At 32.8% G+C, this 22,060-nt stretch carries 20 protein-coding genes; 5 read left to right on the forward strand and 15 right to left on the reverse strand.

The features are described from left to right. Window positions 1-911 precede the first annotated feature (911 nt). The 4 genes from BCR23_RS02830 to BCR23_RS02845 all read right to left on the reverse strand — a co-directional run bounded on the left by BCR23_RS02830 (window position 912) and on the right by BCR23_RS02845 (window position 6,906). Window positions 912-2,513, reverse strand: a complete 1,602-nt coding sequence (locus BCR23_RS02830; RefSeq protein WP_069634004.1) for a CTP synthase — start codon at window positions 2,511-2,513, stop codon at window positions 912-914. Between the two features lie 239 nt (window positions 2,514-2,752). Then, window positions 2,753-4,423: a peptide ABC transporter substrate-binding protein gene (locus BCR23_RS02835; RefSeq protein WP_069634005.1), complete on the reverse strand. Its 1,671-nt coding sequence runs from the start codon at window positions 4,421-4,423 to the stop codon at window positions 2,753-2,755. Between the two features lie 31 nt (window positions 4,424-4,454). Then, window positions 4,455-5,825 (reverse strand): transglutaminase domain-containing protein, encoded by a 1,371-nt coding sequence (locus BCR23_RS02840; protein ID WP_069634006.1) that lies wholly within the window; start codon window positions 5,823-5,825, stop codon window positions 4,455-4,457. A gap of 16 nt (window positions 5,826-5,841) precedes the next feature. Then, the gene (locus BCR23_RS02845; protein WP_069634007.1) at window positions 5,842-6,906 is read right to left on the reverse strand and encodes a dipeptide epimerase; all 1,065 of its coding nucleotides are present in this window, start codon (window positions 6,904-6,906) and stop codon (window positions 5,842-5,844) included. A gap of 301 nt (window positions 6,907-7,207) precedes the next feature. Here BCR23_RS02845 and BCR23_RS02850 point away from each other — a divergent pair, with 301 nt between their 5' ends. After that, window positions 7,208-7,774 (forward strand): helix-turn-helix domain-containing protein, encoded by a 567-nt coding sequence (locus tag BCR23_RS02850; protein ID WP_069634008.1) that lies wholly within the window; start codon window positions 7,208-7,210, stop codon window positions 7,772-7,774. A gap of 180 nt (window positions 7,775-7,954) precedes the next feature. Further along, window positions 7,955-8,296 (forward strand): metal-sulfur cluster assembly factor, encoded by a 342-nt coding sequence (locus tag BCR23_RS02855; protein ID WP_069634009.1) that lies wholly within the window; start codon window positions 7,955-7,957, stop codon window positions 8,294-8,296. Between the two features lie 677 nt (window positions 8,297-8,973). Here BCR23_RS02855 and BCR23_RS02860 read toward each other — a convergent pair. The 5 genes from BCR23_RS02860 to BCR23_RS02880 all read right to left on the reverse strand — a co-directional run bounded on the left by BCR23_RS02860 (window position 8,974) and on the right by BCR23_RS02880 (window position 14,199). After that, window positions 8,974-9,321, reverse strand: coding sequence for an EamA family transporter (locus BCR23_RS02860; protein WP_069634010.1), 348 nt, complete (start codon window positions 9,319-9,321; stop codon window positions 8,974-8,976). Further along, the gene (locus BCR23_RS02865) at window positions 9,318-9,686 is read right to left on the reverse strand and encodes an EamA family transporter (protein ID WP_069634011.1); all 369 of its coding nucleotides are present in this window, start codon (window positions 9,684-9,686) and stop codon (window positions 9,318-9,320) included. Before BCR23_RS02865 ends, BCR23_RS02860 begins: the two co-directional genes overlap by 4 nt. 15 nt (window positions 9,687-9,701) lie before the next feature. Continuing rightward, complete coding sequence (locus BCR23_RS02870) at window positions 9,702-10,670, reverse strand: alpha/beta hydrolase (protein ID WP_069634012.1); 969 nt, start codon at window positions 10,668-10,670, stop codon at window positions 9,702-9,704. A gap of 326 nt (window positions 10,671-10,996) precedes the next feature. After that, a complete protein-coding gene (locus BCR23_RS02875; protein ID WP_069634013.1) occupies window positions 10,997-12,808 on the reverse strand; it encodes an AAA family ATPase in 1,812 nt (603 codons plus the stop codon). Between the two features lie 20 nt (window positions 12,809-12,828). After that, on the reverse strand, window positions 12,829-14,199 hold the full coding sequence (locus BCR23_RS02880; protein ID WP_069634014.1) for a DUF2130 domain-containing protein: 1,371 nt from the start codon (window positions 14,197-14,199) through the stop codon (window positions 12,829-12,831). A 589-nt stretch (window positions 14,200-14,788) separates the two neighbouring features. On the opposite strand from BCR23_RS02880, the gene BCR23_RS02885 reads away from it, so the two are divergent. After that, a complete protein-coding gene (locus tag BCR23_RS02885) occupies window positions 14,789-16,240 on the forward strand; it encodes a hypothetical protein (protein WP_069634015.1) in 1,452 nt (483 codons plus the stop codon). 276 nt (window positions 16,241-16,516) lie between these two features. Here the strand turns inward: BCR23_RS02885 and BCR23_RS02890 are convergent, their stop codons facing one another. Next, window positions 16,517-16,900 (reverse strand): hypothetical protein, encoded by a 384-nt coding sequence (locus tag BCR23_RS02890; RefSeq protein WP_069634016.1) that lies wholly within the window; start codon window positions 16,898-16,900, stop codon window positions 16,517-16,519. 195 nt (window positions 16,901-17,095) lie between these two features. On the opposite strand from BCR23_RS02890, the gene BCR23_RS02895 reads away from it, so the two are divergent. Together BCR23_RS02895 and BCR23_RS02900 are read left to right on the forward strand one after the other, a co-directional pair. Beyond that, the gene (locus BCR23_RS02895; RefSeq protein ID WP_069634017.1) at window positions 17,096-17,293 is read left to right on the forward strand and encodes a hypothetical protein; all 198 of its coding nucleotides are present in this window, start codon (window positions 17,096-17,098) and stop codon (window positions 17,291-17,293) included. Between the two features lie 16 nt (window positions 17,294-17,309). Beyond that, window positions 17,310-17,822 (forward strand): hypothetical protein, encoded by a 513-nt coding sequence (locus tag BCR23_RS02900; protein ID WP_069634018.1) that lies wholly within the window; start codon window positions 17,310-17,312, stop codon window positions 17,820-17,822. Between the two features lie 500 nt (window positions 17,823-18,322). Here the strand turns inward: BCR23_RS02900 and BCR23_RS02905 are convergent, their stop codons facing one another. From BCR23_RS02905 to BCR23_RS02925, 5 genes are read right to left on the reverse strand one after another with little or no spacing between them, the layout of a single operon-like run. Then, window positions 18,323-18,784: a DUF5085 family protein gene (locus tag BCR23_RS02905; protein ID WP_069634019.1), complete on the reverse strand. Its 462-nt coding sequence runs from the start codon at window positions 18,782-18,784 to the stop codon at window positions 18,323-18,325. Continuing rightward, window positions 18,781-19,230, reverse strand: a complete 450-nt coding sequence (locus tag BCR23_RS02910) for a hypothetical protein (RefSeq protein WP_069634020.1) — start codon at window positions 19,228-19,230, stop codon at window positions 18,781-18,783. Before BCR23_RS02910 ends, BCR23_RS02905 begins: the two co-directional genes overlap by 4 nt. Then, window positions 19,227-20,210 carry a hypothetical protein gene (locus tag BCR23_RS02915; protein WP_141706674.1) on the reverse strand — a complete coding sequence of 328 codons (984 nt, stop codon included), beginning with the start codon at window positions 20,208-20,210 and terminating at the stop codon, window positions 19,227-19,229. Before BCR23_RS02915 ends, BCR23_RS02910 begins: the two co-directional genes overlap by 4 nt. A gap of 4 nt (window positions 20,211-20,214) precedes the next feature. Next, window positions 20,215-21,711: a T7SS effector LXG polymorphic toxin gene (locus tag BCR23_RS14580; protein WP_069634022.1), complete on the reverse strand. Its 1,497-nt coding sequence runs from the start codon at window positions 21,709-21,711 to the stop codon at window positions 20,215-20,217. Beyond that, complete coding sequence (locus BCR23_RS02925; RefSeq protein ID WP_069634089.1) at window positions 21,702-22,052, reverse strand: hypothetical protein; 351 nt, start codon at window positions 22,050-22,052, stop codon at window positions 21,702-21,704. Before BCR23_RS02925 ends, BCR23_RS14580 begins: the two co-directional genes overlap by 10 nt. Between the last annotated feature and the right edge of the window lie 8 nt (window positions 22,053-22,060).

Genomic DNA, 22,060 nt, shown 5'->3' on the forward strand with positions numbered 1-22,060 from the left:
ATGATAGGTACCATAATTAGTGTTAAGATAAGATACCACTTTTTTTTATTCATTTTCTTTCCTCCTATTTTATGCGTAATCATATAAATACATTATATGATTTAAAACTAAGCATTTTTTCATCTCCTTTTTTTCGCCAAAGTACATTTTCAAGTATCCATACTATTTGTGTGGAGAATTCATTATCTGAACGGCCCCTTCCCAGAAAAACATTCAGAATCACTTTTTCCCCATTATCTTATCTTAGATAAAATCAACTTGAACGATGCTATTTCTTACTTTATTGACTAATAATTTGGAATATCCACCTCGCTGGGCCACTATTATCTGCGATTTTCCTGATTCACACAAATAATATAATAAGCCACTAGGGAAGTAAGACCATCTTTGGTTTTAGAGAGGATTCCATTTTTGCTATTACTGCTATATTTAGTTTAAAATGACATACTTATACTTTGATTACAGTCAGCTACTAACCCACTATTTACTGAAACAAAGTTACTGAAATAAAAGACTATTTTCTATGTATTTAACAAATAGTAATTAATCATCTATATAATAATAGAACATAAATATTTTATTTAAAAATCCAAATCTGATCATATTTCAGTTCTGTTTCGGATAAAAAATTTTTATCCCATTTCCATAAAAAAAATCAACGTTTTTATATATCGTAAAGCAACTAAATAGTAAATGAAATCAATTTAATCATTCCTTTATTTTTTTCAAGCTGTAATTCCATGGGAAACCACTAAGTAAAAGATGTAAAAAAGGTCTGAGGTATAACTCTTCGAGTTATACCTCAGACCTTTAAAATCCGAATAAACAGTAAAACAAAAACAGTCTAAACTTTGCTTGGATCCCATAAACTTCGAAGAGTTGATAGCCTTCAAAAATAATATGTTTTTTCATTACTGATTGTTTAAAGCTGCTTCAACAAATGCTTTGATTAAATGTGGTGGTCTGTTTGGTCTAGAAATCAATTCTGGATGGAATTGGCAACCAACAAAGAATTTTTTCTCTGGCAATTCAACAATTTCAACTAAACGATTGTCCGGAGAGACACCCGAAAAGACTAAGCCATTTTCTTCAAATAATTGACGGTACTTGTTATTGAATTCATAGCGATGACGATGGCGTTCTTGCACAACTTCTTGCCCTTCATACGCTGATGCTGTGACACTACCTTTTTTAAGTTTACATGGATATAAACCTAAACGTAATGTTCCACCAAGGTTTTCAACGTTTTCTTGATCTGCCATTAAATCAATAATGTTATTAAGAATGTCAGGATTATTTTCTGCTGAACCAGCATCTTCTAATTTAACCACATTACGAGCGAATTCTACACAAGCCATTTGCATCCCCAAACAAATACCTAAGAAAGGTACATCGTTTTCACGAGCAAAACGAATGGCTTCTATTTTCCCTTCCACGCCTCGATCACCAAAACCACCAGGAACCAAGATTCCATCAGCATCTTTTAAAGTATCGGCAACGTTATCTGCAGTTAAATCTTGTGAATCAATCCAGTCGATTGCAATATCAGAATCAAATGCAAATCCAGCATGTTTCAATGCTTCTACTACTGAAAGATATGCATCAGGAAGTTCTACATATTTTCCCACCAAAGCGATTTTAGTTGTTTTCTTCAATCCTAGTACTTTTTCTTCCAGTTCACGCCATTCTGTCATATCTGCAGCTGGCACATCTAGCTTCAAATGATCACAGACAATTTGATCCATGTTTTGTGCTTGTAGCGCTAATGGAATAGAATAAAGAGTTTCCACATCTCGTGACTCAATAACTGCTTCTGGAGCAACATCACAGAATTGTGCTAATTTATTTTTTGTCCCTTGAGAAACTGGTAATTCTGTACGAACAACTAAAATATTTGGTTGGATGCCTAAGCTTCGTAATTCTTTTACACTATGTTGTGTTGGTTTAGTTTTCATTTCACCAGCAGCTTTTAGATATGGAATCAACGTTGTATGGATGTACATAACATTATCACTACCTACATCAGCTTTCATCTGGCGCAATGCTTCTAAAAACGGTAATGATTCAATATCACCAACTGTTCCACCAACTTCTGTAATGATGATATCCGCATCTGTCATGCTGGCTGCACGCATAATTTTTTCTTTGATTTCATTCGTGATGTGAGGAATAACTTGTACAGTCGCCCCTAAGTATTCACCTTTACGTTCTTTTCTTAACACTTCTGAATAAATTTTCCCAGTTGTCACATTTGAATATTTATTTAAGTTGATATCGATAAATCGTTCATAGTGACCTAAATCCAAATCTGTTTCGGCACCATCATCTGTGACAAAAACTTCTCCATGTTGGTAAGGACTCATTGTTCCTGGATCCACATTGATGTATGGATCAAATTTTTGAATCGTTACTTTCAAGCCACGATTTTTTAATAAACGTCCTAATGATGCTGCGACAATTCCCTTACCAATCGAAGAAACTACGCCGCCTGTAACAAAGATATATTTTGTCATAATATAAAAAAACCCTTTCTGCAAATAGATTTGTAGAGATGAGTGAACAACGATTCTTTTTTACTAACCATAAAAAACAAAAGCTCCCTATCCAAAATGAATAGGGAGCTGAAATTCGTTGTAAACTTCTGACCTTCTTAAAGGTGCCCAAGTAGTATAATACAAGCAAATTTGTTTGAGGTCAAGTTTTTCTATTAGAAGATTTTCGTTTTTTTAAGAAACTATATAACATTAATCATTTACTCTTTAATGTAAGCATTTTTGTAAGTGCTAGTTGCTCCGAAGTTATGATATTCGATGCCTTCAACACCTGGACGTACTAATTGTCCTCTTGCTTGTTGATACAACGGAATCAATGCAACATCTTCTTCTACTAATACTTTCTCAGCAGCAATCAATGTTTCCCAACGTTTTTCAGGCTCATTGGCATATTTGTTCGATGCATCATCGATCAATTTATCATATTTTTCGCTACGGTAACTTGTTTTATTTTTTGTGCTGACAGAACTTTCTAAGAAAGTCATCGGGTCTTGGTAATCTGGTCCCCACATACTGACCGAGAGTTCATAATCCCCTTTTTTCATTAGCTCGATTGAGTTATTTAAAGGAACCGTTTTTACATTGATTTTTAAGCCTGGTAATGTTTTCTCCAATTGTCCTTGAATAAACTCGGCAACCTTTTTATCCCCATCACCATCTTTGGATAGTAGCTCGATCGTTACATCACCATTCAATTCTTTTTTAGCTTTTTCCAAATAATCATTAGCTAATTTTTCATTGGTTTTTACTAAATCGCCAGCTTCTTTTCTGAAGTCTTCACCTGTTTCTGGGTTTGTGACGAAATCTTTAGGAATATAACCGTAAATATCTTTTGAGCCGTCTGCTAAGATATTTTCAACTAAGCTTTTCTTATCAAGAGCGTATGCAACAGCTTTACGCACATTTTCATTTGCGAAAATCGATGCTTTGTCATTTCTTTTTTGATTCATTCTTAATGAGTAGACTTTTGAACGCTGGATTGCTTCATAATCAGGATTATCTTTATTTTGTTTTGCAAAATCTCCTGTAAGAATCGCTACATCTAATTCCCCTGATTCATAGAGATTAAATACTGTATTCGTTTCTTTTAGTACTTCAAAATGGATTTTTTCTGATTTCACTTTATCTGCATCATAGTAATTTGGATTTTGAACTAAATCCCATGACATTGACGCTTGATCCCAGTTTTCCATTAGGAAAGGTCCGTTTGAAACGATATTCTCGCTAGACGTTCCATATTCTTTGCCTTTTTCAGTTACAAATTTTTCGTTTTGTGGAAAGAATGGTGAGAACGCTAATAACGACGTGAAATAAGTGACTGGTTTAGCCATTTTAATTTCAAGTGTGTAATCATCTAACGCTTTGACACCCAATTCATCTGCTGATTTTTCTTCATTTACAATTTCAGTTCCGTTAAGAATTGTCCCGTCCATCAAGAAAAAGTAATTCGCTTGATTTTTAGGATCAGCCATCTTTTTCCACGCAAAAACAAAATCATTCGCTGTTACATTATCGCCATTTGACCATTTTGCATCATCTCTAAGCTTGATCGTATAGGTCTTACCATCTTCCGAAATTTCCGGCATTGCTTTTGCTACAGCAGGAATAACGTTATCTTTTTCGTCCAATTGATATAACCCTTCAAAAACATTAGATTGCGCATTTACACTTGGTTCATCTTGTGTGAAAATTGTGTCCATAGAACCTACTTCAGAAGCTTCCATCAAATTCAATACTCTGGAAGATTTTTGTCCTTTTGAATTACCTTTACCTGTGTCTCCATCTGTTTTATTGCTTTTCTCCCCCCCACAGGCTGAAAGCAACAGTAGTGTTGTAGCTAGTATCAAACTTCTTTTTACCCCTTTTTTCATACATTCCACCTTTTCCTTCTTTTTTATTTATTTACACAAGTTCATCCATTGCAATTAACTCTTGTTTCACATCTAAGTATGCATAAGGAAGGCCTTGGTTTTCATATTCGAATTCTCCTCGTTGACTATCGATTGGATCAGCTCGTAAAAACTGCTTAGGAGGATTAAACTCTTTTTGGATTTCACTATTTGCAGGCATTCTGAAAATATCCAGATTACCAAAATAATAATTCCAGCGCTCTAAATCCCCGTTTCTACGTGCTCCCCCGCCAAAAGATAAATCAGCGAAAACCCATCCGTAAGGAGCCACATAAAATTGTGCCCAATCGTGACAACCAGTATAGTATTGTGACACATATAGTCCTGATTGCCATTTTGCGGGTATATTAGCCATCCGACATAAAGTGATAAACAATATTGCTTGAACCCCACAGTCCCCCTTTAAATTGACCGCAGCATATTCTGAAATATTATCAATCGTAAAATACTCTCTCATAAATGAGTAATTGACTTTGGTAGTGATAAAATCATAAATTTTTCGTGCCTTTATTATTGGATTCATCTCGCCAGACAAAATTTCAGCAAGCAGTTGCTCCAAATAGGGAGTAAAACGTATATGAGGCAATTGTTCGCTTAACTCAAATTCTGGTTGCAATTCAGATACTTGACTTGGATCTAATTCAACATAATCTACTTGATTGATATAACTATATTCAACTGAAAAAAGTTGACCTTCTTCTAAAATTGTTTCAAAATAAACTGTACGTTGGGCTTCTTTTTCAGGAGCAACAAACGTTGCTTCTGGCGTCGTCTTTAAAATTCTAATATCAGAAACTTGTTTACAATCTTTAGGTAACGGCAGATGCACTCGTACTTTTTCTCCTGGACGCTCGTATTCTTTTTTCACTTGAATACTCGTTTTTAAATGAATTTTTACTTTTCTACCGCCCTTTTCCTTCATTATCTGAACATTTTCAGTCAATTCTTGTTTTCTCAAGCGGTCTACTTCACTATCTTCTTTAACAATTAATCTCGCTTCATAATCAGCCTGTGTTTTGATTAAATTCATCAAAAAACGACGTTGAAAATGCACCTTGCCATCAATATAAATCCAGTCTACTTTTCCTTTTTCTTTCAACAGTGTCAATTCTTTTTCTTGATAGTCCTTAATCGTATCTTTCATCATCTTATTAGCTTCTTCCATACCGAAAGGATATTCGTTGATCCCAACAATACGAATGATGTCTTGTTCAATTTCTAAACGTTTTCTCAATGCTTCCGGTAATTCATTAGATAGCAGATGCGTAATTAACTTTTCAGCACCTTCAAAATCACCATAATTTTTTAACTTAACAACATCTTCTGGCAACGGTACACTCATATAACTTAAATCATAATACATTTGACACTCACCTTTCTTACTTACTCAAACCTAATCCGGCTTTATTAGATAAAGAAATGAGACTAGTAGCTTCTGTACCTACTCCCCCAGAAATTGCTACTTCGTTTAATCCAAATGTTGCATCTAAATCTGCTCTGGTGATGTTTTTAGTTGCTGCTGCCAAATGAGCTGCAGCTGTTACACCAATGTTCGTTTCTTCTACCATGCATCCAATCATACATTCAACGCCTGCCGCTTCACAAATACTATTTATCTTTAATGCTTCGTGGATTCCTCCGCATTTCATTAATTTGATATTGACAAAATCCACCGCACGATTCTTGATCAAACGTAATGCATCTTTTGAATCAAAACAACTTTCGTCCGACATAATCGGAATAGACACATTGTTAGTAACAAACGCCAATCCTTCAATATCATAATACGCAACTGGCTGTTCGACTAATTCAATGTCATATTCTGACAAGTGATTGATTGTATTCACCGCTTCTTTGGGTTTCCAACCTTGATTGGCATCCAAACGAAGATTAATGTGACTGCCAACAGCTTCTCTAATTGCTTTGATTCGAGCAATATCCAAATTAAATCCTGTACCAACTTTAATTTTCAACGTGTCAAACCCTTGTGATACAGCTAGTTTCGCTTTTTCTGCCATTTTATCAGGAGTATCGATTCCGATTGTCATATCTGTTTTAACACAAGAGTCATAACCACCTAAAAGTTTATAAACAGGTAGGTTGGCTTTCTTTCCAAATAAATCGTAACATGCAATATCGATTGCCGTCTTTGCCGAAGGCGCAAGCGCCGCCATTGAATTCATAATACTGTGAATCTTTTCGATGTCTAAAGGATCAACACCTAATAATTTTTTTTCAAATAATTGAATACATTCCGTTGTACCTTTTAATGTTTCACCTGTAATCAAGATGCCTGGTGAGCCTTCCCCATATCCTATAATCCCTTCGTCCGTTTCGATTTCAACAATAGCGCTCATTGAATATTCAATTGTGCCAAGTGAAATAGTAATTGGTTCTTTCAATCGTACAGATTTTGGCTCCACATTTATTTTAGTAATTTTCATTTCGTTCCCCCCAGTATTCTTCCCCTAATTTTATGTTCATTTTTGCCATCACTTTCTCAGCACCTCTAAAATAAAAATTCTTTCTTAAAGACGAAATAAACAGTCTTTTTTTAATTTAGAATTAAATTCTACCACAAAGTTTGAATTATTTGTTACAATTTTAAGATTACTCTATGTAAATGTCAATATAATGATGAGAATAATATGTGCTTTCCTTAACACGGGTTCAAGTGCTTGTAATTTTGTAATGAATCCGAGATAATATGAGTGAAAAAGGACTCTAAATAAAGGACGGCTGTATATGGAATTTAGAAAAATCAAAAACTTAAGGAAAGAAAAAAAGATAACATTAACTGAGCTAGGAGAAAAGACAGGATACTCAGCTAGCTTCTTGTCACAAATCGAACGTGGTGCCAACCGGCCTTCTCTTGAAGCTCTGAGAAAAATCTCTGATGCATTAGACGTCACTGTCGCATCACTATTAGCAAACGAAGCACCTCAAGTCATCCAAGATGACGAAACGTCAGAACATGGCTATAAAGTTATTCGAAACTCTTCAGGCACGATCTACAATCCATGGCAAACAAATTCAACTTACTATGATACGTTGTTTAATTTACCTGTACATACGAATAACATGGTTATTTCAAAGATTTATATTGATGCTCAATCATCCTCTAGCGGCAGAAAAATTGCTCATAACCTTTGTGAAATAAATTACGTATTAAAAGGGGAAGCTACTGTTGAGCTTAAAGATGAAATGTTAATTTTAAATGAAGGTGATGCGATTTTCTTAGAAGCTTTTACTCAACACAATATTATTAATGCTACCAAAAATGAGCTAATGCTCTTTACTCTACAATTTTAGTTAAACACCTCCCCACTTTTGACTGTTTTTTATTTTCAATATGACTCTATTGAAAAAGATTCTCATTTACAAAACATTTAAAAAAAGGTATTATATTGAAAGAACAACCTGTATATGTACGCAGTTACTCTTGCGAATAAATAAGGATCGACGGACTATAACTGAAAAGGAGTAGATACAATGACTGAAACAAATCAAGAATGGTCTGCTGAAGAAATAGAAGACATTAAAGAACAAATTTTAACTGCCTTAGAAACAGTTATTGACCCTGAACTTGGGATTGATATCGTTAATTTAGGATTAATTTATGAAGTGGATTTTGCACAAAACGGAGATACAGTTGTCAAAATGACACTAACAACAATGGGCTGTCCATTAGCCGATGTTTTAACGGATCAAATCCATGAAGCTTTAAAAGAAATTCCTGAGGTAAAAAATCCAGAAGTAAAATTGGTTTGGTACCCCGCTTGGACGACAGATAAAATGTCAAGATATGCTCGAATTGCTTTAGGAATTCGTTAACCATGATCATGATATAGCTTTGTTTTTGCAGTGGAGCTGCTACTAATGTGCAACATAGCAATCGCCAATTTCATAATGAACAATAGATAAAAGTAACAGCCTTTTAACTGCTATTTCAGTAATAGCAATTAAGAGGTTTTTTATTATATCTATTCTATAAAGCACGTTAAACAAAAAAACAGTTTAACCAGATAATTAACTGGCTAAACTGTTTACACTACTTGTAAATAAACTATTAAAAAGTTGTCTAGTTCATTATTTTGCTTCTTAAATATTTCTTTTACTTACCAAACAATAAAGTGCAATCAAACGTTATTTTTTAAAATTAAAATAACACAAATTTCTTTTTAAGCATATCCGAACATGCCCCGCTCGCACTTTGTGGACTATTACGTTAAAATTCAAATCCCACTAATGGAACCAACCTAAAAAAATAACAAGATTACTTTTTTCATATTGTCCATTCCTACATAATTACGATGACATGTCCTGACCACACTATTAATATAAAGGAACAATTCCAGTAAGTTCTGTATTGTCGATACGTTTATTTTTTATTTTTCAATACCGCATTTAACATAATAATTCCAGTAACAATCGTTGTTATCGCTTGTAATAATTTTATTTTATCGATTCCCTTTGTTTTAACCACCATAATTAATCCCTCCTATTCATAGTCATTGGCTAATAATAAACACGCCAACAATAATCAAAATGACTGCCAAAATCTTTCGAATACTCAGCTTCTCTTTAAAAACAAAATAAGAAATAATTACTGTCCACACATAGGTTAGAGATGTCATTGGAAAAGCGATAGAATAATCTAAAAATTTTAACAACGTAATATTCGTCACTGCACTTAAAAGGTACAAGAAAGAACCTAAATAAATCCAACCATTTTTTAATACAAGGTTCAGACTCAATTGCGGCAGATCATTCATTCCTTTTTTCAAAGCCAATGCCCCAACACTTCCTGAAAATGTTGTAATAACTAAGATCGTCAAAATTGCTACATAATCAATCATATTGTATCCTCATTTCCTTCAATACCTAAAAGAATTGATCCAGCAATAATGAAGCCTGTTCCTACTAATTTGTACCAAGTGATACTTTCATTTAAAAATATCGCTCCTAATACGATTGACAAGGCAAATCCCAAACTCATCATTGGTTGTAAGATTGAAACTTCACCATAACGAAAGGCTGCCATCATAAAAAACATACCTGCTCCTGCTGCAATAAATCCAAGAACATAAAGGATAATTGAATAACTCCCCGTTCCATCTGCACCAAATTTCCACGCTAATTGACCTAAGCTACTTAAAGTAGCTGCAATTAAAATCAATAGAATACCTAAGCTTAACTTCTTTTGTTTATTTTTTGCATCCATATGAGTTCCCCTTTCCTAACAATAACGATGAATAAATTCAAAAACAGTATCAAAATAATGGTCTGGCTCATAAATAAACGAGGATAGATGAGGAGCATTATTGACAATTAAACTTTCCTTCACACCATTTGTAGCTTCCATATTTTCATAAAGCATTTCATGAGGAACAAATTTGTCCCCTGTGCCATGAATAAATAATGTTGGCAAATTATTTTTTGCTAACTGATTAATAGAAGATGCTTGTTTAAGTGAATAGCCAACTTTTTTCTTAGCAAGGTTATCGGCGATAGTCAATATAGGAAATGCTGGTAACTTGAAAGCCGAACGCAACATAGCGCCAAACTCACTGTAAACAGATGAATAACCGCAATCAACAACTAATCCTTTTACATTTTCTGGTAATGTTTCACCACTTGTCATCATTACAGTTGCTGCCCCCATTGATCCGCCAAACAAAACAATTTCAGCTCCTGGTTCAATAGTCGTTACTTCTTGAATCCATTTCAATAAATCTAAGCGGTCCAACCATCCCATTCCAATCACGTTACCCGTGCTTTTTCCATGTGCTCTCAAATCAGGAACTAAAATATTGTACTGCTGATCAGAAAATTTTGATGCGACAAATGCCATGTCTCGTTGCCCAAATGATCGGTAACCATGAACACAAATTACCCATTTTTTACTTTTTGGATGCGGAATAATCAAACGGCTGTATAATTTTTCTCCGTCCACTTCCAACCAATGATCTTGACAAAAATCTTGTTGCCAAAATTCATTTCCTTGCAGATTCTGTTTCTCTTCAGTAAGATCGTATTGAGATTTTCCTTTATTAAAATTATCCGGATTCATCATCTCATGACCTGTTTTTTCATACCAATTGTTGTCTCTAAAAAGTGCAACGTTCAAGAAAAAACTTGCCGCATAAATCGACACTACAATGATTAAAATCAATAGAATAACTACTATTAACGCAATCCACTTCAAATATATCACCTCAATTATAAGATTTAACTCTAGAGTTAATTATACTCTTATTTAAGAAAAAAAGTACGAATGTACTCAGCAAAGAATTGTTTGACAATAAAAAGAGTATGAGTGAAAGCTAACCAGTCACTAAGCAGTCCGAAATAACCTATAACCCAAAACAACTGACCATTATCGTCAGTTGTTTTTGCTTTATTTGCTCTGTGTTCCTACCAAATGTGTTGTATGGAAAGATAAATAAAAAGTCGAGTCTTTCATCGACTTTTTACTGTATGTTCATCGGTTCAGCTAAGTTGAATAACTACATCGAGCTTATATTGGTATAATTATATTATATCTAGTAATTCTTGAATTATTTCTGTAAGTTCAAAACGTTCTTTTCCTGATTCATCTCGGAAGATTTCTCGTTGTCTTATTTGATCGAAGCTCATCTGTCTCCAATATTTTTCTAAAACTTTTTTTCTACTAACCATATTATTGTATTTATTGACCTCTTCCTTTACATCATTATAGTCTCCTATTTCAACTTCTCCATTAAATAAATCTGAATGTAGATAATTTTCAGCCTCTCGTTTTCTAGTGTGAAATGCTTTAACCCCTTGATTCCGATTTATTGATACAAGTTTTGTATTCTTCGTTTTCTCACCTTCATTCATCCTGTCGGAGTCGAGAAATATGGCAAAAGGTAGCCCTAAATTATTTACGACTTTTTTAGTTACCCAAGCTTTCAAATTATCGCAACCACCCGTTGGAGTTAGTACGATATTTTTTTCTGAAAATGTGGAATTGATTTGGTTGTTATCTTTTAGAACCTTACATAAATGATCAAAAAAAACAAGATCTGTTTTTCCTTCAACCAGAATAATTGCTTTTGCAGTGTTAGGAATTTGTTCCGATAATATTCCAAGCGTGTTTCTGATTTTGTCATAAGTAGCATCTCCTTCTTTATAAATAGAAGCAACCCCATCAGTTTTTTCAATCAGTCTCAAACTTTCAAGAGGAAGAAGTTCTCCTAACGCTGGTGTATGAGTAGTTAGTAAAACTTGACAGTTCTCCTTATTTGACAGTTCTATAAAAGATTCTATTAACATTTTTTGGTGAGATGGGTGTTGTGACGTTTCTGGCTCTTCAAACGCATAGATTATGTCACTGTTTCTTTCATCTTCAGATAATTTTCGTTCCGCCTCAGCTCTAAAGAAATTTAACAATATAAGCCTTCTAACTCCACTACCTCTTTTATTTATTGATATGTCGTCATCAGACTTGATTGTTAGCTTAAAGAGTGAGTCGAATTTAGGATCTGACTTAAATTCTGGAGTTAAAGATTCTGCCAACTCGCTATTCATTTCTTTAAGTTTTTCTAATGTTCTTGAGGCAGTTTCAGTTGCTTTTGCTTGTACCTCAAGTTTTATTCTATTCATTTCTTCTTCAAGACCTTGAAGAGCTTGAGATATTGCTATACTCATAGGATCAGTAATCTCTTTATCAGAGTCTGAGCTACTTCTATCAGATTGAAATAGTGCAAAAACTGGCAAAAATGTTTCCAAGGATGAATATAATTTTTTTGCATCCTGTGCATCGACAGGAATGTCCTGGATTTTTTTATCTAAGTCTACTAAAGGTAGTTCAAGAATAGCTTGTCTTATGCTAGAATTATTTCTTTTATCATATTTGGATTCGTCTACACCTAATTCAGTAGCACGCTTTTTAAGGTCTGCTTGTTTTAATAATAGCAAATCATTAAAATTATTAGCACTTGGATGGACACAAGAAATAAAAGTTGCTGGTTTAGGCTTACTAGTGGAACATTTGAATACTTTTTTTATTTCTAATAAACCATCTTGATTCAATAAATTTTCATTTTCTAATGTAGTAGAAGATGCAGTATCAATCGTTAAAGAATCAGGAAAATCTGAAAATATGCAACTAATTTCTATACAGTCGCTTGTTGCTTTAACTGATAGATCTTCTCTTTCACATACTACCAACTTATTATTGAAAAAAATCTCAAGTGCTTCTAAGACCGTAGATTTTCCGGCATCATTTTTCCCAATAAGGGCTGTCAAATCACTTACTTCTAGATACGTATCGCTACTATACCCTCGAAAGTTTTTTAATTTTAGCTGTTTTAATTTCATGTTTTACTCCTTTTAAAATCTTATAGTAGATCAAATTTTTCTTTCATCGTTGGATTTTTTCGTACTAATTTCTTCACAGTTAAATCATCCGCTTTGTTATTAGCTAGTCGTAAGTTATTCTCGGAAGATACAAGCGCGTCCTTGGTTTTCTGTAAATGTGTAATTGTCTTATCGATTTCATCAATTGCAGTTTTGAACTTTCGACTAGCTAAATCATAATTCCTCGCAAAACCTTCCTTAAATATGTTCAAGTCTTCTTCAAAATTAGTAATATCAATATTTTGCTCACGCATCAAAACAACCTCTTGCTTATATTTAAGAGAGTTAAGCGCTGCGTTCCTAAGAAGTGTAATAATTGGAATAAAGAATTGAGGTCGAATCACATACATTTTTTCATATTCGTATGAAACATCTACAATTCCATTGTTATAAAGTTCATTATCTGACTCAAGCATAGTGACGAGGATGGCATATTCGCATTTTTTCTCATTCCTATCTTTGTCTAATTCTTTGAAAAAATGTTCATTTTTCTTTTTGGTGGCAGTTTCATCACCTTCGTTTTTCATCTCAAACATTATAGAGATGATCTCTGTACCATTCTCATCGTTCTCTCGGTAGATATAGTCGCCTTTGCTACCGGTTTTAGCATCATTATCTTTACCAAATTCTGCATTTTGAAAGGCTGTCATTCTGAGACGATTAAACTCTATTTCGCAATGCTGTTCAAGACTTTCTCCAACCATTTTAGTTGATTGTTTGGCTTTAAAATCTTTATAGAAGGCAATCGTTTCTTCTTTTTGTTTGATCTCGCTATCGAACTTTTCTTTAATAGAACTCTTTTCAAGTTCAGCTTCTTTTTCTTGAAGTTGAAGTTTTGATTTTAATTCAGCTATTTCTTTTTCTTTCTCCGAATTAGCTTCTGTGATTTTTAGTTTGTTATCCGTTTGAAGCGCATTCATTTTTGCAGTTAGTTCTAATAACTCCTTTTCTTTATCCGCTAATGCATTCCTAACTTCAAATTCTTTCTCTTTTTCGATAGATAGGGCTTTTGTCTCAAGTTCCGTAATTTTCTTTTCCTGCTCAGCTAGTTTCTCCTTCATAGTGGCTTCAACAGAAGAAAGTGCAATTTTCTTGTCTTGTTCACCAGAATCAATCTTAGCTTGAAGCTCAGCAAGCTCCTTTTCTTTTTGTAGAATCTGTTTATCGAAAAAATTTTTAGTTTTTTCTTCCATTAAAGCCAACTCACTTTTATGCTGATTTTTAATTTGTTCCAGCTTTTCATGAATTTCTTCATTAAATTCCTTAGTGCGAACTTGGTTTAAGATATCAGCGTAGCTAGATTCATCAACAGTAAAAACTTTATGGCAATGTGGGCATTTTATCTCGTTCATGTTGCAGCTCCTTTTTATTTTATAACAGACTTTATTCTATAATCTAATTCTACCATTAAGTTAATATTTTTAGAAGTGAAATTAACACATTTATTCCAGTGACTATTCACTTTTTTGAATAAAGGAAATTGACAATAGATAGAAATATCAGCATAATATAAATTAAACACATACTTTTTGTTATAATTTTGTGAAAGCGGGTTGAATACTATACAAAATAGATTTATCGAAAACGAGCGTGCGTTGTAGATAGAATAGCAACTAACATAGTATCTCAAACTACCACCTCAAAGTTAGCAAGAAAAAGATATCTCTAATATGAAGAAGAAATTAGTTTTTTGGGTATCTCAATTTTTAGAGCCCAACAAAAAAGTTCCCATAAACTTTGAAAATATGTATGTTCATGATCAATTAAATAACTATCCGAATGGGGAGCGTATGTAGTAATGATAAAAATAGGAATAAATAGAAATACTTTTTTGCATAACTGGTATGAATAAAATCAAAGATTTACTTTTAACGGCTAATGGAAATATGATTTTTACTAATCACAATCTGAATTGAAATGAATTATAGGAGGAAAATTGGATTGAATCAAATAAGACTATTTATTGAGTTTCATAGCGGTGGGAAAAAAAGAACCAAGGATTTTATGACTGTAATAATTATACTCTATTTTATGTTGATTCTTGCTGGAATGATATCCTTAGCAAGAAAAAGTACCATAGTTGAAGAACTCAGCAATTTAGTAAATACTCTTTTTGAAAGTTTCGAAGCACTTTACAATTTTCAAAGGGAGGAAGTAATAATAAATTCTCCTTTACCTACGATGAGTTTCACGATGGAGATGGAAATACTAAAGTACGCATTTTTTTCTGTAATTTTCTTTATATTAGTAAACTCACTAGGGAATATTCTCCATATGAAGAGAATATACATGATGGTGTTATTAATGAGTTTGCAGAGTATTTTAAGTTTTATTTTTTTTGAAGAATCATTTCCAGTATTAGTAATAACAGGTAGCCTACTCTCTGTATTATTTTATTTCATCCCCATAGGGAGTGGTTCCTATTTTAGCATTATTGAATACGGTAGTTTTTTTACGGGAATATACCAATTTTCTTATCCGCAAACTAAATTTAGAGTTTTTGCTAAATTTGTATTCAGAATAATATTTCCGATATTTCCATTTTTATTATTTATGAAAATATTAGTTCCAAGTATAAGCCTTTACGTTATTGCAATTACATACTTTGCAATTTTATTATTGATTTTTATGAATTCAAGTGAAAACAAAGTACAGATAAGTCTCAAAAAAATAGTAGCTTTTTCTATTATAATTATTGCAACTATTACTAATCAAAAAAATATGAATGGTAGCATACTAGAGCTAGTACTATCAATTTGTGCAATTTTCTTTTCGCTAGACAGAGTTCTATCAGCATTTAAAGATTTAAAAAATGAGATTAAAAATACTAGTTTGCTATATCTGCTAGAAAAGAAAGCAGAAGATATAGATTGGCTATTGGAGAATAAAGTACCATTTGACTTTGATACGAATAAAACACCCTCGGAATTATTTTTACTTAGACAACTCATTGTTTGCTTTCACCTGTGTGAAAATGAACAATTAATTAAGCTGGCTGATCTTTATTTAGATAATTATGAAAAAGATACACGGTTTGTTCTTCAACTAAAATATTTTTCTTTGCTTGAATCAGAAACAATTGATTTTGACGACAGATATGAATATCTAAAAAATGTTTTTGATAAAAAACAAGGTACAATTGAGTATCTTCCTATAGTAGTTGAGTATAGTTGGCTTCTTTTTTTTAAGAATAAAGATTATGAAGTAATTGCAGAGTTACTTTCTCTCGTTTGGTATTCGTTAGATGACGAAAGTAAGTATCTGTTATATTATTCGTATAATAAAATAGGAAAAAACAAAGCTGCAAATTCTTTAAAAAATGAAATTGGTCAGTTCGACTTAGTTGAAGCTTCTTTTTTTGAATACGAAAAAGAGCACACAGAGAGTAATTGATCTATCAGAAAACCACCATAGGTAAGTAGCCACCCAATAGTTTAAATTGAATATACTTATAATCCAAAGTAGCTGATTATTCGTCAGCTGCTTTTCTTTACATAAATAGCCGTGTATCCTCACAAAATGCGCTGTGTTTGAATATAAATAAAAAGCCGAATCTTTCATCGACTTTTGACTGTTTTTTCACTGGTGCTATTTTACGCGCAAACAGTTAGTTTTATGAACGAAAAAAGTAGCGATTTTACTCGCTACAATCCTTCTAGGTCGTTCCTTTTATGCTTCTGCTACAAATGATATTTTTTGGTTTAATAATTCTTGTAATCCTTCTACCATGTCTTTCGCATTTTCACTTCGATTGACATTCTTTAGCAACTTTTCAATTTCTGAAAAATTAGCTTCAATCGTAAAATAATAATCAGTTGTTTTCCAAAAATCATCTTTTACCTTTGTTTCTGTTTTCGTAAAACAAAGGGTCATTCCTTTGTCACAAACATCGATGGTTTGGAAAAAGTTTGGTAATTGTTCTGCTGGAATATGCTCGCCCAATGTTTCGCTTGCAAAGGCTTCTTTATCTGGGAAGTTCCCCCAATAAATGTTTTGGCGTAATTCTTCGCTTAGTTTTTTTAAGGTTACTTTCGATTTAAAATTTTCGTACATTTCTTTCCTTTCGTTCCTTAACATCACGTTGATAACTCTGAATGAGAAGGAAGTCCAGTCTATTTTTAAAGATTTTTTTTCAAAGGAAAAATCCCGTTATTTAGACAAAAAACAGACTTGATTTCATTAACCAAACGAGTTATGATATCCAGCACTGCCAAGTATACAGGCAAGTACGTTAAGGAGGAGATGTGATTGAAGCAAACGAATTTGGAAGTAAAACTAATTGGAGAAAATGGAAATATTTTCAATTTACTGGGAATTGTAAGTAAAGAACTAAAGCAAAAGGGTTTCTTGGACGAAGCTAATCAACTATGGAAAGACGTGCAAGAAAATGCGAAGTCTTATGAGGAAGCTTTAACAATTATTCAAGAGTATGTCGTCATTATCTAGATAGGAGAGATGAAAAATGAAGAATTTGTATTTACCCAACATTGAAGAAGATGTTTTTGAAAAGATTTGTTGTACTGAAAATCTTTATCTAAATCTAAAATATGTAAAGAATGACCAATTTAAGAGTATAGAAAAAAATGATCGTTTGACATTTGAAAATTCAGAAAAAATCCTTTTTGAAGTTCTTGAAGTAAAAGGGTTTAGTGAACTGCAAACAACAGGAGAACCAATCACGATTTTTAGCATAAATCTTGTTTCCGATGATTCAGTAGAATCTATAGAGCAATGGCAGCTACTTAAAGTGAAAACCATTGGTAAAAAAATGGATACCGCTCGACTCGACCTATTAAAAACATTGCTTAATGAATATATGTATGACATTACAGATAGGTACATGCCACTTTACCCAATTGGAAGTCCTGAACAGGCTGAAGCAGACGAAATGGTTACAAGGATTTATGAAACACGGGGAGCGTTAGAACAATCCAAATTCACAAAAGAAATTGCTTCATCAAAAATTGAAAAATAGTCCTCCTATCAAAATGGAAGAAAACCAACGAAAATAGGCTTTCTTCCATTATTTTTTTATTAATTTGATATGAATAAATCAGATATAATGGAATCAAACAAAAGGTAAAACGCACTATATAAAAACAATATCCCAAATCTTAAACATTACATAGACAATAACGAAAGTGGAGTTAACATGAATCATCTAGCTTTTCAATAACTAATGCATGATTTGAAAATTGGAAAAAATAGATAAGATAATTGTTACAAATATAGCTCGAATAAATCGTAATGTTCTAGAAATATCACAAATAATTCATTGTCAGATTAAACCAAATCAAGAAAAACTCACTACATTATATAGTGGTGAGTATCGACTAGATGATTACAATCCATAACAAGGATTTTTTGCAAATTTTACAAACCTGTTCAGGAATAACATCTATAATATTTAATTTCATAAATGAAGTAAATACTTATTTCATGGAGTGATTGTTTAAAAATCTAAGCGATATAATTCTAGTGTGGTACCTCTTTATAATAGCCAATATATAAATTGACATATTTACTCCCATTTTTTGGAAATATATGATAAAAAGGTGTTGCTACATTCAAATTATTTTCTTCTAAGGTCGCTAACAATTCTGCATAAGATTGCTCCGTTACTTTATCAAAATCGTCAACAATTATTGTTTTTAATAATTGTTTAATTTCAAAATATGAGGCAAACTGATACCCATTTGCTTCGAAGGTATTTTCAATAATTGGAAAAAACATCTCAATGTCTACCATTTCATCTGTTGGAACGTTGTTAAGGCTATAAAAATAGGGACCTTTTACATTATAACCTTCGTCAGCAATACCAGAAACAAAATTTTCATAATTCTTTTCCATTTCAGAATAATGAAACTTTGCTCTCTTACTCACAACATTTTGAAAGCCGATTTTTTCTGCTGTAAACACTGTTGGTAACAATTTCATAGTTTGTCTACCTCACAATATAAGTCGATAACGATGTCGCCGTCTAAATCCAGAAGAACATGATAAATTGTTAAAAAAATACCCTTATCCTCTTCAATTTTTTTCTTAATTTCGTTATAAGGTATGGTTTCTTCTTGGTCATAATGACGATAAAAATAATCTGTAGTAAAGTCCAATCGTTCTTTATAAAAGAATTGTGACCTATTTTCTCCAACAATATTTATTTTATTGCCAACGGCAGATAAAATAGTTATGTCATTTGATTCTTCAAACGGATTATATTCAAAAATAATAGGTGTATCTGCATAATACCCATTCTGGATTAATACTTCTTTGAATTTTGTACTCATTTCAGATACTTGGTCAAAAATGTCATTTTTAGAGTTAAGAGTTGCAGTAAATCCAATGACATTGTTTAGGCTAAATTGCCTTGTTTTTAATTTCATCTTTTTCTCCCAACATTCTTATTTTTTATTTTTTTTACAATCCACCAAACTAAGATTAATATCAGTAAGATGAAAAGTACTAGAGTGACATATGAAAATATAATATTCCAGATTTCTGGCACAACATACATATCTTCTATCTCTGCTATAGCAAAAATCAATAACACAATAAGCACTACATATGTTGATATCTTTTTTGAACGCAATTTTATTATCTTTTTCCATGATCTTTTGGGCTCATCAATATAAGTTATCCAGTAGTCTTTATTCTTATTTAGCAAATAAGCAGAATATCCTACTTCTATAGTTAATCTAGAAAAAACAGCTCCCAAGAACAAGCCAAACAACACTCCAAATATTTTTGCTAAATTTCCCGTCAAAAAAGCACCTATCATTGAACTGCCAAAGATTATCCACAATGATTTTGATTCATAAACTTTAGATTGAGCAAAATAGTTAGCTGTGGTACGCTCTTTGGAGAACCCTACTTCTAATTGTTTTTTTAGCCAATAAAAATTATAAATCAAACAACCAATATACCCTAAACTAAACAATATTATAATGATAACTGAAAAATTTGATCCATACCAAATTTCATTAGGATTATCCCATTGAGTTATCATATAGAACATAAACATTAATATGCTTGTAAGTAAAATTGATTGGACTACTCCCAATATACCTAAAAATCCTTGGTGTTGAAGTAAGACTCGCTTGATGGATTTTAAATTAACAGATAAAAATGTCAACAACATAAAAATAGCAATACAGATAATAAAGATATTAACTTTACTTTCGAGTGGATTTATCCCATAGCCTAGAACAGCAACATTCCAAGTTATAGGCAAACAAAGAAGGGCAATAACCAAGCCTGCTAAAGATATTTGCAGCAAGCCAATACCTCCTCTAGTAGCTATAAATGATTTAAAATAGGCTTTATTTTTTTCATCTATCGATTCACTTTTAATATTCTTCTCCATAGAATTAACCTCCAAACCCAAAATTAAATCCTCCTACTAAATTGCTTATCTTATCTCCAATTCCTTTTGTAACATTCTTCACACCATCTTTCACATGATCAACGGCACTTTTAGGTGGATCACCAAATGGATGATTTATAAGCATATTTACCCCTATGCCTACACCAGCTCCAACAACTGTTCCTAAAGGTGGCAAGAAGGCTGAACCAACCATTGCGCCAACCGCAGAAGCTCCTGCACCTGAACCAATATCTATTGCAGTATCTGTCACAAAATTGACTGTTTCTCCTACACCAAGCCCATCAGATAGGTCTATGTTATCTGCAAAATTATTTCCTATTGTTAAACCCGTTCCAAGAATTCCTAGACCTTTTCCAAACTTACTAACTTTTGAAGCATCTCCCCATCCTTTAAAATCATTAATAGGATTAAAGGCATCTTTAAAGCCTGCACCCCCTGCTGCTTTCATCTCCCCAAAATTAAACTTTCCGTTTGGAAGCCTTGAGTAGTGATAGTCTCCCAAATCAATACCAGACTTATTTTGGAAGTCTTTACCTAGATTATAAGTGTGACCTCCATTTTGAGTTGGTTTAAATAAAAATCTATTTCCACATTTCAATCTACCTAATGAATCTTGAGAGATGGCAACGCCATTTAGAAAAGCACGACCATTTCTAAAACTTATGGCTGATACCGTTCCATCTTTAAAATAATCTAAAAAGTCAGGTCCAAATTTTTGAAGATTTTCGATTAACCAGTTTTCCGTTTCCTTAGGTGTCATATTTTTTGGCATGTGTGCAAAAGCATAGTTTGGTGAATTCTTAAATGCTGCTATATTTTTTTGGCTCGTAAACCAACTTTTATCTACTCCAACTGGCAAGGTATATGAGCCATCAGGATTTACAATCGTGCTATCTAACACTAGAACACCTTGCATTGCTATCTTTAAATCATTAAGACTGTTATTGAATAGCCCATTTGTTTGAGAAGAAAAGGTGTGTAACTTTTCCAATTTTTTTTGAAGTTGATCAATATCTTCTTGAATACTATCTGACATCCGATTTAAATTCCTCTGAAAATCAAGTAAAGCATCTAGTACTGCTGCAACTGGATTATTTCTTGAAGCTGTTCTTGCGACAGATGAGGCAAAGTCTACAGAAGCTTTCATTGCTTTCTTTGTCGCAATTTGTTGATTTAAATTATCTTCATTTAAATAGCCTTCACTTGAAATAGCTTGATCAGCTGATTTATATTTTTGTAATTCTTGTCCGATTGCTTCACAAGCAGTCGTTGCCCGTGTAATTGTTGGAATAATCAGATCGCTAAATACTCCTTTTCCAGCAGTATAAGCAGCTCCTGCTAGAGTTCGTCCATCAACTGCTGCAACTATTTTTTGGCTGCCAGTTTTTAATTGATTGACTGCTTCTTTTCCACTCGCCAGATTACTGGTTAAAGCTTGAATCAATTCTGCGGACTCACCACTTGAATAAACTAATCCCAAGGAATATCACTCCGTTTCTTATAAAGCATTTCTCGTTCTTCATCCATCTTTTTTGTTTCTTTCTTATAAGCTAATGCAATTTGTTCATTGGATTCGCGTAGTAATTGACGAAATGCTCGCTCTTGTTCTTCATTATTACGTTGTAACCAACTAGTTTTGGAGCCACCAAATCTTGAATTTTCATCATTTAAACTGCTTAGCTCCTGAAAACCTCTATGAAAGTCTTCTTCTAAGTTATAAATAGATTCTTCTATTTTTCTTTTTCCGCTATTAAGCTCATTAGTTAACTCTTCATTTTCTAAAATTAGCCGATTATATTTCACACGTTCTTGATCATTCATCTTATTTT

This window comes from Enterococcus quebecensis, from assembly GCF_001730365.1.
GTDB classification, from domain to species: domain Bacteria; phylum Bacillota; class Bacilli; order Lactobacillales; family Enterococcaceae; genus Enterococcus_L; species Enterococcus_L quebecensis.

Bases quoted from the DNA above. Each gene is read 5' to 3' on its own strand.
- BCR23_RS02875 (WP_069634013.1), bottom strand. From the start codon at position 12,808: ATGAAATTAAAACAGCTAAAATTAAAAAACTTTCGAGGGTATAGTAGC.
- BCR23_RS02860 (WP_069634010.1), bottom strand. From the start codon at position 9,321: ATGATTGATTATGTAGCAATTTTGACGATCTTAGTTATTACAACATTT.
- BCR23_RS02855 (WP_069634009.1), top strand. From the start codon at position 7,955: ATGACTGAAACAAATCAAGAATGGTCTGCTGAAGAAATAGAAGACATT.
- BCR23_RS02915 (WP_141706674.1), bottom strand. From the start codon at position 20,210: ATGGAGAAGAATATTAAAAGTGAATCGATAGATGAAAAAAATAAAGCC.
- BCR23_RS02845 (WP_069634007.1), bottom strand. From the start codon at position 6,906: ATGAAAATTACTAAAATAAATGTGGAGCCAAAATCTGTACGATTGAAA.
- BCR23_RS02865 (WP_069634011.1), bottom strand. From the start codon at position 9,686: ATGGATGCAAAAAATAAACAAAAGAAGTTAAGCTTAGGTATTCTATTG.
- BCR23_RS02840 (WP_069634006.1), bottom strand. From the start codon at position 5,825: ATGTATTATGATTTAAGTTATATGAGTGTACCGTTGCCAGAAGATGTT.
- BCR23_RS02835 (WP_069634005.1), bottom strand. From the start codon at position 4,423: ATGAAAAAAGGGGTAAAAAGAAGTTTGATACTAGCTACAACACTACTG.
- BCR23_RS02830 (WP_069634004.1), bottom strand. From the start codon at position 2,513: ATGACAAAATATATCTTTGTTACAGGCGGCGTAGTTTCTTCGATTGGT.
- BCR23_RS02905 (WP_069634019.1), bottom strand. From the start codon at position 18,784: ATGAAATTGTTACCAACAGTGTTTACAGCAGAAAAAATCGGCTTTCAA.
- BCR23_RS02890 (WP_069634016.1), bottom strand. From the start codon at position 16,900: ATGTACGAAAATTTTAAATCGAAAGTAACCTTAAAAAAACTAAGCGAA.
- BCR23_RS02880 (WP_069634014.1), bottom strand. From the start codon at position 14,199: ATGAACGAGATAAAATGCCCACATTGCCATAAAGTTTTTACTGTTGAT.
- BCR23_RS02910 (WP_069634020.1), bottom strand. From the start codon at position 19,230: ATGAAATTAAAAACAAGGCAATTTAGCCTAAACAATGTCATTGGATTT.
- BCR23_RS02925 (WP_069634089.1), bottom strand. From the start codon at position 22,052: ATGAATGATCAAGAACGTGTGAAATATAATCGGCTAATTTTAGAAAAT.
- BCR23_RS02900 (WP_069634018.1), top strand. From the start codon at position 17,310: ATGAAGAATTTGTATTTACCCAACATTGAAGAAGATGTTTTTGAAAAG.
- BCR23_RS02850 (WP_069634008.1), top strand. From the start codon at position 7,208: ATGGAATTTAGAAAAATCAAAAACTTAAGGAAAGAAAAAAAGATAACA.